Origin of the sequence: Pseudomonas tensinigenes (genome assembly GCF_014268445.2) — a bacterium.
GTDB lineage: Bacteria > Pseudomonadota > Gammaproteobacteria > Pseudomonadales > Pseudomonadaceae > Aquipseudomonas > Aquipseudomonas tensinigenes.
The window spans coordinates 4,863,867-4,880,260 of the sequence record NZ_CP077089.1; the positions used below are offsets into that span (position 1 = coordinate 4,863,867).

Below are 16,394 nucleotides of genomic sequence, written 5' to 3' on the forward strand. Positions count from 1 at the left end.
CATGCCCAGTCGTTTGAAAGACTATTTAATTGCATTGAGCACAGGTCTGTACCTGAGTGCCAATGTGTTTGCCATGCCCGTTGATTCACCGGACTATGCCTTGCTCAGCCGATCGGCAGGCGAGCCGGTGCCGGTTGTATTGGAACAGTCTCAACGACAGTGGCTGCAAACGCGCGACGAGTTGATACTCGGAACGTCCGCTCCTGACTATCCACCGTTCGACATGACCGTCAGCGGTCACGATTATGAAGGTCTCACCGCCGACTATGTCGGGCTTGTCGCTCAAGCCACCGGTTTGCCGGTCAAGGTCAAACGTTTTGCCTCCCGGGATGCTGCCATTCGCGCTCTGGTCGATGGCCAGATTGACCTGCTCGGGACAGCCAACGGCTATGAATCCGCCAATGCCAACCTTGCGCTGTCCGAACCGTATGCCAACGATCAACCTGTGCTCGTTACCCGCGAAGGCGAAACCCGCAGCCTGAGTAAAGGCCTGGCAGGATTGCGCCTGAGCATGGTCTACCACTATCTGCCTCTGCATGAGGTCAAGGCGCTGTATCCCAAAGCGCTCATCACCTGCTATCCCTCCTACCAGAATGCCATTAACGCCGTGGCCTTCGACCAGGCCGACGTGTTTCTCGGCGACACGATCTCCACCCACTACATGATCAACAAGGGCTACCTCAATAACGTGCGCATGGCCAATTTCGGCAAACAGGAAGCCCAGGGGTTCAGCTTCGCCGTACGTCGAAACAATCCGCAGTTATTGAATATCGTCGACGCCGTGCTTAAAGCGGTGCCGCGTAGCGAGCGCGAGAACATCGCCAAACGCTGGAGCGCCGGCAGCGACCTGCTGCTCACCGACCAGAAACTGCAACTGACCGAACGCGAAGAAACATGGCTGCAGCAGCATCCGGTAGTGAGCGTGGTGGTGAATGAGGCCTATGCGCCGCTGACCTTCTTCGATGACGCAGGCAATTTTCGCGGGATCAGCGCCGATCTTCTCGAACTGATTCGCCTGCGCACCGGCCTGCGCTTCGAGGTCCATCGCAGCCGCAACGACGCCGAGATGATCAAACAGATCGATGACCACCAGGCCGATCTCATCGCGGCCTTGCTGCCAACCGCCGAGCGAGAAAAAACTCTGAGTTTCAGTCGGCCCTATCTGGAAAACTCCTATGTGCTGCTGACGCGCAAGAGTGCCGACAGTCCGACTAACCTGGGTCAGCTCAAAGGCAAGCAACTGGCGATCGCCCAAGGCAATCCCCTGGTCGAGTACCTGCGACGCGAATTTCCACGGATCCAGTTGATCGAAACGGCAGATACCTTCAGCGCCGTCTCGCTGCTCGCCAAAGGCCATGTCGACGGTGCGGTGAATTCACTGGTGATCGCCAACTACTTCATTTCTTCGCGAATCTTCGAGCAGGCGCTGCAGATCACTACCACCATCGGCACCGGTCAGGCCGAGTTTTCTCTGGCAACCGCACGTGACAACACGGAACTGGGCTCGATCATCAACAAAGCGCTTCTGAGCATTTCCCCGGAAGAACTCGGCGTCATCAACGGGCGCTGGCGTGGATATTCCAGCGCCTCGCAAAACATCTGGCGCAATTACCAGCGCCTGTTCTATCAAGTGATCATCGGCGCCTGCCTGCTCCTGTTGCTCCTGCTTGCCTGGAACGCCTACATGCGACACCAGATCAAACAACGCCAGGCGGCTGAGCGGGCCCTGAACGATCAGTTCGAATTCATGCGCTCGCTGGTCAACGGTACGCCGCATCCGATCTACGTACGCGATCGCCAGGGTCTGCTGCAAAGCTGTAATGACAGCTATCTCGAAGTGTTCAATGCCAAGCGTGAGGACGTGATAGGCAAAAGCGTCATGCAGGGCACCCTGAGCAACGCTTTCGAGGCCCAGGCCTTTCATGCCGATTATCAGCGAGTGGTCGCCGAAGGCACTGCGCTGGTGCTCGACCGGCCTCTGCACATCGGCAAACGACGCCTGACGATCTATCACTGGATACTGCCGTACCGGGACTCCAGCGGCGACGTGAAAGGCATCATCGGTGGCTGGATCGACATCAGCGAACGCCGACAGCTGTTTGAGGAACTGCGTGCGGCCAAGGAACAGGCAGATGACGCCAACCGGGCGAAAAGTACATTCCTGGCCACCATGAGCCATGAAATCCGTACGCCCATGAATGCGGTGATCGGCATGCTTGAACTGACGCTCAAACGCATCGATCAACACCATCCGGATCGCTCTTCGATCGACACTGCCTACCACTCGGCCAAGGATCTGTTGGGTTTGATCGGCGACATCCTCGACATCGCACGGATCGAATCCGGACGCCTGAGTCTGTGCCCGGAACGGGTCAATCTGGTGGACACAGTAGCGTCTGTCGCAAGAATCTTCGACGGCCTGGCCCGGCAGAAGAATCTCGCTTTGCAAGTCATCTTCAATCCGCCGGATCTGGCGGTCGATGTATGCCTGGACCCACTGCGTTTCAAGCAAGTGCTATCCAATCTGATCAGCAACGCCATCAAATTCACTGAGCAAGGACACATCAGAATCAGCGTCGACCTCATGACCACTGATGTGCCTGGGCGGGCTCTGATGCAATTGACCGTACAAGACAGCGGTGCGGGTATCAGTGCAGAGGATCAGCAACGATTGTTCGAGCCCTTTGCCCAGGCAGAAAATAGCCCTCAGCAAGCCCGAAGTGGCGCAGGTCTGGGGCTGGTGATCAGTCGCAACCTGTGTGAAATGATGGGCGGCCAGTTGCAATTGAGCAGCCAGCCCGGCATCGGAACACAGGTCTGCGTTTCCCTGCCACTGGACAGCTTGCCGGCACAGGCGAGCGCGGCCAGGGATGAGCCAGCGATCAAGACCTCGCAGACACCGCTGCGCGTTCTGGTGGTGGATGATCATCCGGCCAATCGTTTGTTGATGTGTCAGCAACTGGAATTTCTCGGCCATCACTTCAGCATCGCCGAGAACGGCTGTAGCGGACTCGAACGCTGGAAAGAAGGCGCCTTCGATCTGGTGATTGTCGATTGCAACATGCCTTTGATGAACGGCTATGAACTGACGCGCGCCATTCGCCAGCATGAACTGCAGAACCGCCTCCCACCTTGCTCGGTGTTGGGTTTCACGGCGAATGCGCAACCTGAGGAAATCCAGCGTTGCAAACAGGCAGGCATGAACGATTGCCTGTTCAAGCCACTGAGCCTGAGTCTGCTCAGCCAATGGATCGACGGCATCGCAGCGGCGTCGCCCCCACCGGCATTCAACCTGCGAAGTCTGAACATGTTGACGGGCGGCAGCCCTGCCCAGGCCCGGCGCTTGCTGGTTGAACTGCTCAAGAGCAGCCGCCTCGACCGACAGGAACTGCTCGCGCTGTCGCCGCAGGATGATCGCGGAGCCTTGGCGGTGGTCGCTCACAAGATCAAGGGGGCCGCACGCATCGCTCAGGCATCACGGGTAATCGAATGCTGCGACGCCCTGGAGCTCGCCTGCACGCAAGACTTGGCGACAAACGAGATCGCTCGTCGTTGCGAGGCGATCAACCGGGCGATGCTCGAACTGGAGCAGGCCTTGCAGCAACAATTGGCATTGTCCGATCAAGGCACGATTAGCGTGCCTTAACTATGCTTGGCGCTGAGCAGTGAGTTAAACATCATGGAGAACCTGAAATGCCCAGCCCACTGCGCCCGGAACAGCGCCGGTTCCCGCTGCACGTGCACATCAGTGTCATGTTCACGTTTCTCCTGCTGCTCACCGGCGTGGTGCTGGGGTTGTTCAATTATCGCCAGACCACGCAGATCATCCTGTCGAGCAGCGACAAGCTGTTCAGCCGGATCGAACAGGACGTGCGGCTCGACCTGTCCGCCACCTATCAGCCGATCCGCCATTTATTGAGCCTGTTGGCGGTCAATCCCGCGACACAGGCCTTGGCCCTGGAACAACGATTGCCGCTGCTCAGGCCGTTCAGCCAGGCGCTCAGTGATAACCCGAATCTGGCCTCGCTGTATCTGGGTTACGCCAACGGTGATTTCTTCATGGTGCGCCCGCTTCGCACCTCGGCGATCAAGGCCCTGCTCAAGGCTCCAGAAGCGGCGGCTTATCAGGTGTGGAGCATCGAGCATGACCCGCAAGGGAAAGCGCGCTCGCAATCGCTGTTCTTCGATCAGGCCCTGACCCCGATCGGCCACCAGGAAAATACCGACGACCCTTATGATCCGCGCAACCGCGCCTGGTTCATCAATGCCCGCCAGCAAACCGAACAGATCACCACCGAACCCTATGTGTTTTTTTCAACCCACAATGTCGGCACCACACTGGCCCGGCGCAGTGGTGAAAACGCAGTGATCGGTGCCGACCTGACGCTGGCTGCACTGTCTGCGACCCTGAGCAAACATGTGGTCACGCCCTCCACTGACATTGCCCTGTTCGATGCCGACGGTAACGCCGTGGCATATCCCGACAGCAGCCGTCTGATCGTCGACGACAGCTCCACGCATCTGGCCAAAGCGACCGACCTGAGCCCGAGCCTGCACGCGTTACTGTCCGTAGAGCACACGGGCAAGCGACTGGAAGTCGATGGCCGGCAATGGATAGTCGCTCGCAGCAGCATTGAGGAAGGTGGCCCCAAAGGCTTGCAGTTGGCACTCCTGGTGCCGGAAGACGAATTGCTGGTCGATGCCTATCGCATGCGCTGGCAAGGCGCGTTGATTACCTTGGCCACCTTGCTGTTGTGCCTGCCACTGGGTTGGGTAATCTCGCGGATTCTGGTCAAACCGCTGCATGCGCTGGTCAAGGAAGCGGACGCGATCCGCAGCTTCGATTTCAACTTTCCGCTGACTCGACGCTCGCCGGTACTGGAAGTCGACCAGTTGAGCGTGTCGATGGCGCGGATGAAAGACACGTTGGCGAGTTTCTTCCGCATCACCGACACTTTGGGCGCCGAAACCCGATTCGCCCCATTGCTGCAACGGGTGCTGTTCGAAACGGTACAGATCGCCCAGGCGCAGGCAGGGTTGATCTATCTGCGTGAAAGCGACAGCAGCCGTATGGAGCCTTACGGGTTGGTGATCGATGGCACGCCTCAGGCACTGGAAGCGTTCGACATTCAGGGCCACGACCTGCAACAAAGCACAGGCCCGGTGTGGTTCGAACAATTGGTCAGCGCCAACAATGTCGTCAGCAATTTCGGCGTCGATCAGGCCGCCGATCTGCAGAAAGTCCTGTTGGTGATGCAATCGCCACGGGTTCATCTGATCGGCATCCGCCTGCACAATCGCCACGACGAAACTATCGGCCTGTTGATCCTGCTGGTCAACGACAGCGGCACGGCAGCCGACCTGGAAAAACTGCGCCCTGACCGTATCGCTTTCTTGCAGGCAGTGTCAGGCGCTGCCGCAGTGAGCATCGAGAGCCAGCGCCTGCAAGCCCGCCAGAAGCAGTTGCTCGACGCCTTTATTCAGTTACTTGCCGGCGCCATCGACGCCAAGAGTCCTTATACCGGCGGGCATTGTCAGCGCGTGCCAGAGCTGACGCTGATGCTCGCCCAGGCAGCGGCCGCCAGTCAGGCGCCGGCGTTCAGTGCCTATCAGCCAAGCGAGGATGAATGGGAAGCCTTGCACATTGCCGCATGGCTGCACGATTGCGGCAAGGTAACGACGCCGGAATACGTGGTCGACAAGGCGACCAAACTGGAAACCATCAGCGACCGCATTCATGAGATCCGCACCCGTTTCGAAGTGCTCAAGCGTGATGCCTGGATCAGCTTTTGGCAGGCGCGGGCCTTGGGCGGCGATGAGACAGCACTGGCGCAATTGCGCGACGCCACACTGACGGCGCTGGACGACGATTTTGCGTTCGTCGCGCGTTGTAATCTGGGCAGTGAGGCCATGGCTGAAGCGGATCTGCAACGTCTTGATCAACTGGCGCAACGCACCTGGATGCGCACCCTTGACGACCGACTGGGCGTGTCATGGGAGGAAAACCGGCGTCAGGCGCGCACGCCCCCACCGATCTTGCCGGTCAGTGAAAAACTTCTGGCAGACAAGCCCGAGCACTTGCTCGAACGTGACCCGAACGAGTTGATTCCCGAAGACAATCCATGGGGCTTCAAGCTGGATGTACCGCGCTACAAATACAATCGCGGCGAGCTGTATAACCTGAGCATCAGCCGCGGCACCCTGACCCGCGAAGAGCGCTATGTGATCAATCATCACATGGTGCAGACGATCATGATGCTCAGCCACCTGCCCTTCCCCGGCCACCTTGACAGCATCGCCGAGATCGCCGGCGGTCATCATGAAAAAATGGACGGCACCGGTTACCCGAAACGCCTGAAGCGTGAGGACATGAGCCTGCCGGCGCGAATGATGGCGATTGCCGATATCTTTGAGGCGCTGACCGCAGCCGACCGCCCGTACAAGAAAGCCAAAACCTTGAGTGAGGCGCTGGCCATCATGGCGACCATGTGCCGCGAAGCGCACATCGATGCCCAGCTGTTTGGATTGTTCATCAATGAAGGCGTGTACATGCAGTACGCCGTGCGTTTTCTCGATCCCGCGCAGATCGACAAAGTCGATCCGGCCAGCCTGTTGCACAAGGCTGGCCTCACCGCGTGATCAACAGTCGGTCAGACGCAGGAAAATTGCCGCCAGTTGCTCGATACCGGCCTGATCCTGCTCAGCAAAACGCGCCAGTTTCGGGCTGTCGAGGTCGAGTACACCGATCAGGCGACCGTCCTTGACCAGCGGCACGACCAGTTCACTGTTCGAAGCGCTGTCACAGGCGATATGGCCGGGGAATGCATGCACGTCTTCAACCCGCTGGGTTTGCAGAGTGGCCGCCGCCGCACCGCACACACCACGACCGAACGGAATACGCACACAGGCGATCTGCCCCTGGAACGGGCCGAGCACCAGCTCTTCGTTGCGATTGAGGTAAAAACCCGCCCAGTTCAGGTCATCGAGCTGGTTGAACAGAAACGCCGAAAACTGCGCGGCGTTGGCGATGAAGTCGCGCTCGTCCGCCAGCAGCGATTCCAGTTGTGCGGCCAACATGCCATAGCCTTCGAGGCCCTGGCCGCTTTGTTGCAAATCAATCATGCCTTGTGCTCCAACAATTTCAGTCCCACCCAGTAACGGGCGAATTGGTACGCGCAACGTCCGTTGCGATTACCGCGGCCGGTGGCCCAACGCACGGCGAGGATGTCCAGTTCTTCATCACGCTGCCAGCTCAGACCGGCCTTGGCGGCCAATTGGCCGATCCAGTGCTCGACGACGTTAAGGAAATGTTCTTGGGTAAACGGGTAGAACGACAGCCACAGACCGAAACGGTCCGACAGCGCAATCTTGTCTTCAACGGCCTCGCTGGGGTGCAGTTCGCCGTCGACGCGTTTCCAGTTTTCGTTGTCGCTTTCCTTCTCCGGCACCAGGTGGCGACGGTTGGAAGTGGCGTACAGCAAAACGTTGTCCGGCGCCTGTTCAAGCGAGCCGTCGAGCACGCTTTTGAGCACGCGATAATCACCCTCACCGGATTCGAACGACAAGTCATCGCAGAACAATACGAAACGTTGTGGCAATTTGCCGATCTGCTCGACCACGCGCGGCAGATCCGCCAGATGATCGCGCTCGATCTCGATCAGGCGCAGGCCGGCGGCGGCGTGTTCTGCCAACAACGCCCGCACCAGCGAGGACTTGCCAGTACCGCGCGAACCCCACAGCAGCGCATGGTTGGCCGGCATGCCATCGAGAAATTGCTGGGTGTTGCGCCCCAATTGTTCAAGCTGACGGTCAACACCGATCAGGTCGGACAGGCGCATGTCGAGGCTGACTTCCAGCGGCAACAAGTAGCCGCTGCGCCCGTCGCGCTGCCAGCGCGCCGCCAGACAAGTGCCCCAGTCGATCACCGGCCGAGGTGCCGGCAACAACGGTTCGATCCGCGCCAGAACCGACTCGGCGCGTTCAAGAAAAGCATTCAATCGGGAATCCACGTCTTCTCCTCGGGCACGTTCACAGTGATGATGACGATCCAGCGACGACGCACAGATCAGAATTCACCTACCAAGCCTTGTTACAAGGCGATTCGGGAACCTCGGTATCCATACATGATCGACTATGCTTGAGCAGCGAAGGGAAACGGAAGTGGTTCAACACCCCATGGATATCAAATTCACCCACCGGCTGTCTTACAAGCAAGCCAGGCTTACCGTGCTGGTCGGGTTCATTCTGGGCACGCTGCTCAGCCTGCTGCAAATCGGCATCGATTATGCCAGTGAAGACGCCTCCATCAACCGGGAAATCCTGTCTTTGCTGGAAATCAGCCATAACCCGGCCTCGCGGATCGCCTACAACATCGACGCCGAACTGGCGCAGGAACTGACCCTGGGGCTGTTGCGCTCGCCGGCGATCATTTCTGCGCAACTGATCGACAACAACAGTACGGTGCTGGCCAGCGTCAAACGCCCGGAGCTGCAAAGCGGCTATCGGGTGATCAGCGACTTTTTGTTCGGCGCCAAACGGCAGTTCGAGGATCGTCTGTATCTGGATCATCTGCCCAACGAATCGCTGGGGGTGTTGAGCCTCGAGGTCGACACCTATGCCTTTGGCAGCCGCTTCCTGCGCCGGGCCGAGGTCACCCTGCTCAATGGTTTCGCCCGCAGTCTGATTCTCACCGGCATTCTGTTGGCGCTGTTCTACGTGATGCTGACCAAACCGCTGGTGCGGGTGATCCGCGAACTCAGTGGACGCGACCCGCGCAGCGCCGAGCCGACCACACTGGAGTGCCCGTCCGGCCACGGCAACGATGAAATCGGTGTGCTGGTCAAAGTCGCCAATCAGCAATTCGAGAACATTGCCACCGAGATCCAGCAACGGCGCAACGCCGAAAACCGCCTGACCGACTACCTCGGGCAACTGGAAAACATCGTCTCGGCGCGCACCGCTGAACTCAAGGCGATCAACGCACGGCTGAGCCAGTCCAATCAGGAACTCGAAGTCGCTCGCAGCACCGCGCTGGAAATGGCCGAAGCCCGTTCGGCGTTTCTCGCCAATATGAGCCACGAGATCCGTACACCGCTCAACGGTCTGCTGGGGATGATCGCGCTGTCGCTCGACGGGCCGCTGAACGCCGAGCAGCAGCAACAACTGTCGATCGCCCACGACTCGGGCAAGGTCCTGGTTGAGCTGCTCAACGATATCCTCGACCTGTCCAAGTTCGATGCCGGCCAACTGGAACTCGAACACATTCCGTTCGATCTCGGCTCATTGATCGAAGACACCGCCAATCTGCTGTCGCAGAATGCCGCGCCGAGCGTCGAACTGACCTGCCTGATCGACCCGCACTTCCCGGCACTGGTGCTGGGCGATCCGACCCGCGTGCGGCAGATCGTCAGTAATCTGCTGTCCAACGCGCTGAAATTTACCCGCTTCGGCCGGGTGGATGTGCGCTTGTCGTCCTACAAGGATGGCGTGCGCGTCGAGGTCTGCGACACCGGCATCGGTATCGCCCAGGACGCGCAGCTGAAAATCTTCCAGCCGTTCACGCAGGCAGGCGCCGGCATCACTCGCCAGTATGGCGGCACCGGCCTGGGACTGGCGCTGACCTACAACCTCTGCGAAGCCATGCAGGGGCGCCTGACCATCAGTTCCGAGACCGGGTTTGGCAGTCAGTTCTGTGCCGAGCTACCTCTGCCCTGCCATACCCGCGCGCTGGCACCTGCGCCGCTGCACGGGAAAATCCTTGCCATCACCGCAGCCAGCAGCGGTCTGGCGGAACTGTTGCAGAGCCTGCTGCCAGTCTGGGGACTGGCGTATGAACAGCGCACCATTGATGACTCACTGCTGGGCCTGACCCCTGATGTGGTGATCACCGATTGCCCTGAGTGCCTGTTCGGCCTCCGCCCGACGCTCGTTGCGCCGATTTTGCTGGTGACCGCCTACGGCAGTTTCCTGCCGAGCGAAGAAGCGGCCGCGCTCACACCTCTGCAACAACAGGCTCGACCGTTGGCGCGCAACGCGCTCTACCAGAACCTGCGGCGCACGCTGCAACCGGACGTGGTTGCAATCAACGATGCGCAACTCGAAACCGCTCCCTCGGTGCTGCGCGGGCGGGTGTTGCTGGTCGAAGACAACCCGGTCAATCAACTGGTGGCCAAAGGCATGCTTGGCAAACTGGGCTGCGAAGTCATCGTCGCCGCCCACGGTGCCGAAGCGCTGGATCAGTTGGAGTATCATGAATTCGATCTGGTGCTGATGGACTGCAACATGCCGGTGATGGACGGCTACGAAGCCAGCCGGCAGATCCGCCAGAGCGGGCGCTGGCCAAACCTGCCTATTGTCGCCCTGACTGCCAACGCGATGTCCGAGGAGCGCGAGCGCTGCCGTGCGGCCGGTATGAGCGACTATCTGGCCAAGCCGTTCCGCCGAGAGGAACTGGCGGCACTGCTCGATCAGTGGATCCCGACTACGACAGCGCTTTGATCTGCCCCAACAAGTGATCGAGGCCGTCACGCAAGTCATTGAGGCGCTCCAGATCCACCCCGCTGTCGCACAGCAACCGGGCCTTGAGCGGCCCGACCTGCTCGCGCAAGGCTTGGCCGGCCGGTGTCAGGCTCAGGTGGACTTGCCGTTCATCACGCGTCGAACGCTGGCGCTGCACCCACTGCAACTGCTCCAGACGCTTGAGCAACGGCGTCAGCGTGCCCGAGTCGAGTGCCAGGCGCTCGCCCAAGGCCTTGACGGTCGGTTGCTCCGGCGCAGTTTCCTGCCATTCCCACAACACCAGCATCGCCAGATATTGCGGATACGTCAGGCCGAGCTGATCGAGCATCGGCTTGTAGGCGCGAATCACCGCCCGGGAAGCGGCGTACAACTTGAAGCACAACTGGCTGTCGAGCTTCAGCGAATCGACCGGCAGGCTGTTCATTTGAGCAGGGCTTCGATCTCGCCGCTCAGCTCCTGCGGCTTGGTGGTCGGGGCAAAACGCTTGACCAGTTTTCCGTCCTTGCCAATCAGGAACTTGGTGAAGTTCCACTTGATGCCCTGGGAGCCAAGCAGACCCGGCGCGCGTTTTTTCAGTTGCACGAATAGCGGATGCGCGTCGGCACCGTTAACGTCGATTTTCTTGAACAGAGGGAAGCTGACACCGAAGTTCAGCTCACAGAATTCACTGATCGCCCCTTCGTTACCCGGCTCCTGCTTGCCGAACTGATTGCACGGGAAGCCCAAGACCACCAGGCCCTGATCCTTGTAGGTCTGCCACAGCTCTTCGAGGCCTTTGTACTGTGGGGTGAAACCGCATTTGCTCGCAGTGTTGACCACTAAAACCGCCTTACCGGCGAAATCGGCCAGGGTCTTTTGTTCACCCTTGATGGTGGTGCAAGGGATATTCAGCAGGTTGTCGCTCATGGCATGGGGCTCCGCAGACAGTCGGGAAAGACCAAACATAGCGAGCAATTAAATTGTGTGCAATTTAATTATCGAATAACAAGGCGACCCAAGGGCCGCCTTCGATCGTTTATTCGCGCGGCTCGAGATTCAGGCACACCGAATTTATGCAATAACGCAGGCCGGTCGGCGGCGGGCCGTCGGGGAACACATGGCCCAGATGCGCATCACAGCGCGCGCACTTCACTTCCGTGCGGATCATGCCGTGCGTGGTATCACGGATTTCCGTCATCGCGCTTTCGCCGATCGGCGCATAGAAGCTCGGCCAGCCGCAGCCGGAATCGAATTTGGTCTTGGAATCGAACAGCGCTTCGTTGCAGCAAACGCAGTGGTAGACACCGTCGGTCTTGGTGTCGTTGTATTTGCCGGAGAACGGGCGCTCGGTCGCACTCAGACGACAAACGTTGTATTGCTCGGGGTCGAGCATCGCCCGCCATTCTTCCAGGGTTTTTTCCAACTTTTCCATCATCACACCTCAGCGGCTGAAAAAGCCCGATCTGTACCTTTTCCACGGATCGGGCGGCACGTATGATTGCGCCTCGTCACGCACCAGTCTGGCAGCCAGACCGGGCGCATTCAAACGGATTATGGGAGCCACGGCTCAAGACGTCCGCCTGTGTGAAAACACAGGAATCCCAGCACGGTTGTCCATTCGCCGCCTGGATCGTTCATTTTCGGGATCACATCGCCATGCAGTTCAGCAAATCGAACAAGCTCGCCAACGTCTGCTACGACATTCGCGGCCCGGTGCTCAAGCACGCCAAACGACTGGAAGAGGAAGGCCAGCGCATCCTCAAGCTGAACATCGGCAACCCGGCGCCGTTTGGTTTCGAAGCGCCGGACGAAATTCTTCAGGATGTGATCCGCAACCTGCCGACCGCGCAAGGCTACAGCGACTCCAAAGGCCTGTTCAGCGCGCGCAAAGCGGTGATGCAGTACTACCAGCAAAAGAATGTCGAAGGTGTCGGCATCGAAGACATCTACCTGGGCAACGGCGTGTCCGAGCTGATCGTGATGTCGCTGCAGGCGCTGCTCAACAATGGCGACGAAGTGCTGGTGCCAGCCCCGGACTATCCGCTGTGGACCGCCGCCGTCAGCCTCGCCGGCGGTAATGCCGTGCATTACCTGTGCGACGAAGGTGCCGACTGGTTCCCGGATCTGGCCGACATCAAGGCCAAGATCACCCCGAACACCAAAGCCATGGTGATCATCAATCCGAACAACCCGACCGGCGCGGTGTATTCGAAGGAAGTGTTGTTGGGCATGCTGGAAATCGCCCGTGCGCACAACCTGGTGGTGTTCTCCGACGAGATCTACGACAAGATTCTGTACGACGATGCCGTGCACATCTGCACCGCGTCGCTGGCGCCAGACCTGCTGTGCCTGACCTTCAACGGTTTGTCGAAGTCGTACCGCGTGGCCGGTTTCCGCTCTGGCTGGATCGCCATCTCCGGGCCGAAACACAATGCGCAGAGCTACATCGAAGGCATCGACATGCTGGCCAACATGCGCCTGTGTGCCAACGTGCCGAGCCAGCATGCGATCCAGACCGCATTGGGCGGCTACCAGAGCATCAATGATCTGGTGCTGCCACAGGGTCGCTTGCTGGAACAGCGCAACCGCACCTGGGAGTTGCTCAACGACATTCCGGGCGTGAGTTGCGTCAAGCCGATGGGCGCGCTGTACGCGTTCCCGAAAATCGACCCGAAGGTCTGCCCGATCCACAACGACGAGAAATTCGTCCTCGACCTGCTGCTCTCCGAGAAGCTGCTGGTGGTGCAGGGTACGGCCTTCAACTGGCCGTGGCCGGATCACTTCCGCGTGGTTACCCTGCCTCGCGTCGATGATCTGGAAATGGCCATCGGTCGTATCGGCAACTTCCTCAAGTCCTACCGCCAGTAACTGGCCAGTAGTGCGCAACGGGCAAACGTTGCGCACTGTCTGATTCAGCAACACTTCTGCGTTCCGCCTCTGCGCACGCCTTCTACACTTGCGATTCGTACCGTTTACCTGCGTCCAGCGTAATGGCGACGGGTCGCGGCTGGTCGTCATCCCTATCGGTATCTGTCGTGGGAAATGTGCCTGGCACCAAAGAAATCGCTGTAGGACACAGTTTGAAATAGTCACTCAGTTGAATAGCCCGGTGCAGCACCTTATATACCCCGCAGTACGCTACATCTTTAGCTTGAGGAGATTTCTACAACCATGATGCGCATCCTGCTGTTTTTGGCCACTAACCTGGCGGTCGTGCTGATAGCCAGCATCACCCTGAGCCTGTTCGGCTTCAACGGGTTCATGGCGGCCAACGGGGTTGATCTCGACCTTAGTCAGCTGCTGGTTTTCTGTGCGGTCTTTGGTTTTGCCGGCTCGCTGTTCTCGCTATTCATCTCCAAGTGGATGGCGAAGATGAGCACCGGTACCCAGATCATCAGCCAGCCACGTACCCGGCATGAGCAATGGCTGCTGCAAACCGTCGAGCAACTGTCCCGCGAAGCCGGGATCAAGATGCCCGAAGTCGGTATTTTCCCGGCCTATGAAGCGAACGCGTTCGCCACCGGCTGGAACAAGAACGACGCGCTGGTCGCGGTCAGCCAGGGCTTGCTCGAGCGTTTCTCACCCGATGAAGTGAAAGCCGTACTGGCCCACGAAATCGGTCACGTGGCCAATGGCGACATGGTTACGCTGGCGCTGATCCAGGGCGTGGTGAACACCTTCGTGATGTTCTTTGCGCGGATCATCGGCAACTTCGTCGACAAGGTCATCTTCAAGAACGAAGAAGGTCAGGGCATCGCTTACTACGTGGCGACCATTTTCGCCGAACTGGTACTGGGTATTCTGGCCAGTGCGATCGTCATGTGGTTCTCGCGCAAGCGCGAATTCCGTGCCGACGAAGCCGGCGCACGTCTGGCCGGCACCAGCGCGATGATCGGCGCACTGCAACGCCTGCGCGCCGAACAGGGCCTGCCGGTGCACATGCCGGACACCCTGAACGCCTTTGGCATCAACGGTGGCATCAAACAGGGCTTCGCCCGCATGTTCATGAGCCACCCGCCGCTGGAAGAGCGTATCGACGCGCTGCGTCGTCGCGGTTGATCTGACCGGTGTAAACATGAAGAAGGCCCGCAGTGATGCGGGCCTTTTTTGTTCCTGCCAATAATGGATTGTTGTTGATGGCCTCTTCGCGAGCAGGCTCGCTCCCACACGGGTCCTGCGAACCCCCATCCAATGTGGGAGCGAGCCTGCTCGCGAAGAGGCCGGCACAGTCAGCAAAAAACTATCGGGAAGAAACGCGGTAAACCCGCTCCTCCAGCCGCGTCACGCCAGCCTGCAAGAACTTCCCGCTCTCACTCAGCACATCCTGCTCTTCCAATACCTCCACCTGCCAGACACCCCCCAGCAACCGCTGCACTTCATCATCCCCCACCGCAAACGGCGGCCCGGGCATCTGCGCCTGATTGTAATCCAGCGTAATCAGCAACCCTTGCACACCCTGCGGGAGGATCTGCTGAAGATGTGCCGCATAGCGCTCACGCATTGGCGCCGGCAAGGCAATCAGTGCTGCGCGATCGTACAACGCGGTGCAATCGGCCACATCGCTCGCCGTCAGCGCAAAAAAGTCCCCGCACCACAACTCGAAGGCATCGCTGCGATAGACCTTGAACGCGCCTTTCTCGCTGATCTGCGGCTGCACCTGATGCTCACTGAAAAAGTTCTCGACGGCTTTTTCCGACAGTTCGATCCCGAGCACGCGATGACCGCGCCCGGCCAGCCACGCCAGATCCAGACTTTTCCCACACAAAGGCACAAGCACCCGCGCCGATGCCGGGGCCGCCCAGTGCCGCTGCAGATACGGGTTCACCTCGGGCAGATGAAAACCAATCTGCCCCGAAGCCCACTTCTTGTGCCAAAACTCAGGCTGCATGTATCACTCCCAATAATTCGATCAAAAAGCATCAAAACTTATATTAGATTTAGATCAGTGAACTGACTGAAGATGAGTTCATCTTAACGCTCAGGAACCCATCATGTTTCCCAGCCTGTTTATTTCCCATGGTTCGCCCATGCTGGCGCTGGAGCCCGGCGCCAGTGGCCCGGCGCTGGCGCGTCTGGCCGCCGAATTACCGAAACCCAAAGCCATCGTGATTGTTTCTGCGCATTGGGAAAGCCACGAACTGCTCGTCAGCAGCCATGCGCAACCGGAAACCTGGCACGACTTCGGTGGCTTTCCGCGTGCATTGTTTGAAGTGCAGTACCCGGCGCCGGGTGATCCGCAGTTGGCCGCTGAGGTGGCCGATCTGTTGACTGCCAATAATCTGCCAGCACGCCTCGATCCGCAGCGTCCGTTCGATCACGGTGTCTGGGTACCGTTGTCGCTGATGTACCCGCAAGCAGATATCCCGGTGGTGCAGGTCTCCCTGCCGAGTCGCGCTGGCCCGGCGCTGCAAACCCGGGTCGGCCGCGCGCTGGCGAGTCTGCGTGATCAGGGCATTTTGCTGATCGGCTCCGGCAGCATCACCCACAACCTGCGCGAACTGGACTGGCACGCCGGCCCCGAGAGCGTTGAGCCGTGGGCGCGGGATTTCCGTGACTGGGTGATCGAGAAGCTGGCGGCCGGCGATGAAGCAGCGCTGCATGATTATCGCCAGCAGGCACCAAATGCAGTGCGTAGCCATCCGAGTGATGAGCATTTGTTGCCGCTGTATTTTGCCCGGGGTGCGGGTGGTGAGTTCAGCGTGGAGCATAAAGGCTTCACGATGGGTGCGTTAGGGATGGACATCTATCGCTTTGGTTAAAAGCAAAAGATCGCAGCCTTCGGCAGCTCCTACATTTGGAATGCGTTCCCTCTGTAGGAGCTGCCGAAGGCTGCGATCTTTTTATCTTTCAGGCAGACAAAAAAAATCCCCGAACCAGTCGGGGATTTTTTATGTTCG

General features: G+C 59.2%; 12 protein-coding genes. 6 read left to right on the forward strand and 6 right to left on the reverse strand.

Annotation, left to right across the window (positions count from 1 at the left end; all coding sequences use genetic code 11):
* Window position 1 precedes the first annotated feature (1 nt).
* Both HU718_RS21475 and HU718_RS21480 read left to right on the forward strand, forming a co-directional pair.
* The gene (locus tag HU718_RS21475) at window positions 2–3,646 is read left to right on the forward strand and encodes a transporter substrate-binding domain-containing protein (RefSeq protein ID WP_186613885.1); all 3,645 of its coding nucleotides are present in this window, start codon (window positions 2–4) and stop codon (window positions 3,644–3,646) included.
* A gap of 47 nt (window positions 3,647–3,693) precedes the next feature.
* Entirely contained in the window at window positions 3,694–6,639 is a 2,946-nt protein-coding gene (locus tag HU718_RS21480) for an HD domain-containing phosphohydrolase (protein WP_186613883.1), read from the forward strand.
* On the opposite strand, the gene HU718_RS21485 is transcribed toward HU718_RS21480, so the two are convergent.
* On the reverse strand, window positions 6,640–7,122 hold the full coding sequence (locus tag HU718_RS21485; protein ID WP_150706445.1) for a GAF domain-containing protein: 483 nt from the start codon (window positions 7,120–7,122) through the stop codon (window positions 6,640–6,642). It abuts the gene before it with no gap.
* The gene (locus HU718_RS21490; protein ID WP_007908631.1) at window positions 7,119–8,009 is read right to left on the reverse strand and encodes an ATP-binding protein; all 891 of its coding nucleotides are present in this window, start codon (window positions 8,007–8,009) and stop codon (window positions 7,119–7,121) included. The genes HU718_RS21485 and HU718_RS21490 overlap by 4 nt, the downstream gene beginning before the upstream one ends.
* Window positions 8,010–8,175: 166 nt before the next feature.
* Here HU718_RS21490 and HU718_RS21495 point away from each other — a divergent pair, with 166 nt between their 5' ends.
* Complete coding sequence (locus tag HU718_RS21495; RefSeq protein WP_186613881.1) at window positions 8,176–10,497, forward strand: hybrid sensor histidine kinase/response regulator; 2,322 nt, start codon at window positions 8,176–8,178, stop codon at window positions 10,495–10,497.
* Here the strand turns inward: HU718_RS21495 and HU718_RS21500 are convergent.
* The 3 genes from HU718_RS21500 to msrB form a co-directional block, all read right to left on the reverse strand.
* Window positions 10,481–10,942 (reverse strand): MarR family winged helix-turn-helix transcriptional regulator, encoded by a 462-nt coding sequence (locus HU718_RS21500; protein WP_150706447.1) that lies wholly within the window; start codon window positions 10,940–10,942, stop codon window positions 10,481–10,483. The genes HU718_RS21495 and HU718_RS21500 overlap by 17 nt on opposite strands.
* Window positions 10,939–11,424 (reverse strand): glutathione peroxidase, encoded by a 486-nt coding sequence (locus HU718_RS21505; RefSeq protein WP_007908624.1) that lies wholly within the window; start codon window positions 11,422–11,424, stop codon window positions 10,939–10,941. The genes HU718_RS21500 and HU718_RS21505 overlap by 4 nt, the downstream gene beginning before the upstream one ends.
* 109 nt (window positions 11,425–11,533) lie before the next feature.
* A complete protein-coding gene (gene msrB / locus HU718_RS21510) occupies window positions 11,534–11,929 on the reverse strand; it encodes a peptide-methionine (R)-S-oxide reductase MsrB (RefSeq protein WP_150729583.1) in 396 nt (131 codons plus the stop codon).
* Between the two features lie 224 nt (window positions 11,930–12,153).
* Between msrB and HU718_RS21515 the strand changes: the two genes are divergently transcribed.
* Together HU718_RS21515 and htpX are read left to right on the forward strand one after the other, a co-directional pair.
* Window positions 12,154–13,365, forward strand: coding sequence for a pyridoxal phosphate-dependent aminotransferase (locus tag HU718_RS21515; protein ID WP_007908620.1), 1,212 nt, complete (start codon window positions 12,154–12,156; stop codon window positions 13,363–13,365).
* Between the two features lie 303 nt (window positions 13,366–13,668).
* Window positions 13,669–14,556 carry a protease HtpX gene (gene htpX / locus HU718_RS21520; RefSeq protein WP_007908619.1) on the forward strand — a complete coding sequence of 296 codons (888 nt, stop codon included), beginning with the start codon at window positions 13,669–13,671 and terminating at the stop codon, window positions 14,554–14,556.
* 181 nt (window positions 14,557–14,737) lie between these two features.
* Here the strand turns inward: htpX and HU718_RS21525 are convergent, their stop codons facing one another.
* Window positions 14,738–15,385 carry a thiopurine S-methyltransferase gene (locus HU718_RS21525; RefSeq protein ID WP_186613879.1) on the reverse strand — a complete coding sequence of 216 codons (648 nt, stop codon included), beginning with the start codon at window positions 15,383–15,385 and terminating at the stop codon, window positions 14,738–14,740.
* Window positions 15,386–15,488: 103 nt separating this feature from the next.
* On the opposite strand from HU718_RS21525, the gene HU718_RS21530 reads away from it, so the two are divergent.
* Window positions 15,489–16,256, forward strand: coding sequence for a DODA-type extradiol aromatic ring-opening family dioxygenase (locus tag HU718_RS21530; protein WP_186613877.1), 768 nt, complete (start codon window positions 15,489–15,491; stop codon window positions 16,254–16,256).
* Window positions 16,257–16,394 lie beyond the last annotated feature (138 nt).

What these genes read in the sequence shown, in the direction of transcription:
- HU718_RS21475 (WP_186613885.1), top strand. Translation starts at nt 2, where the DNA reads ATGCCCAGTCGTTTGAAAGACTATTTAATTGCATTGAGCACAGGTCTG.
- HU718_RS21480 (WP_186613883.1), top strand. Translation starts at nt 3,694, where the DNA reads ATGCCCAGCCCACTGCGCCCGGAACAGCGCCGGTTCCCGCTGCACGTG.
- HU718_RS21485 (WP_150706445.1), bottom strand. Translation starts at nt 7,122, where the DNA reads ATGATTGATTTGCAACAAAGCGGCCAGGGCCTCGAAGGCTATGGCATG.
- HU718_RS21495 (WP_186613881.1), top strand. Translation starts at nt 8,176, where the DNA reads ATGGATATCAAATTCACCCACCGGCTGTCTTACAAGCAAGCCAGGCTT.
- HU718_RS21500 (WP_150706447.1), bottom strand. Translation starts at nt 10,942, where the DNA reads ATGAACAGCCTGCCGGTCGATTCGCTGAAGCTCGACAGCCAGTTGTGC.
- HU718_RS21505 (WP_007908624.1), bottom strand. Translation starts at nt 11,424, where the DNA reads ATGAGCGACAACCTGCTGAATATCCCTTGCACCACCATCAAGGGTGAA.
- msrB (WP_150729583.1), bottom strand. Translation starts at nt 11,929, where the DNA reads ATGGAAAAGTTGGAAAAAACCCTGGAAGAATGGCGGGCGATGCTCGAC.
- HU718_RS21515 (WP_007908620.1), top strand. Translation starts at nt 12,154, where the DNA reads ATGCAGTTCAGCAAATCGAACAAGCTCGCCAACGTCTGCTACGACATT.
- htpX (WP_007908619.1), top strand. Translation starts at nt 13,669, where the DNA reads ATGATGCGCATCCTGCTGTTTTTGGCCACTAACCTGGCGGTCGTGCTG.
- HU718_RS21525 (WP_186613879.1), bottom strand. Translation starts at nt 15,385, where the DNA reads ATGCAGCCTGAGTTTTGGCACAAGAAGTGGGCTTCGGGGCAGATTGGT.
- HU718_RS21530 (WP_186613877.1), top strand. Translation starts at nt 15,489, where the DNA reads ATGTTTCCCAGCCTGTTTATTTCCCATGGTTCGCCCATGCTGGCGCTG.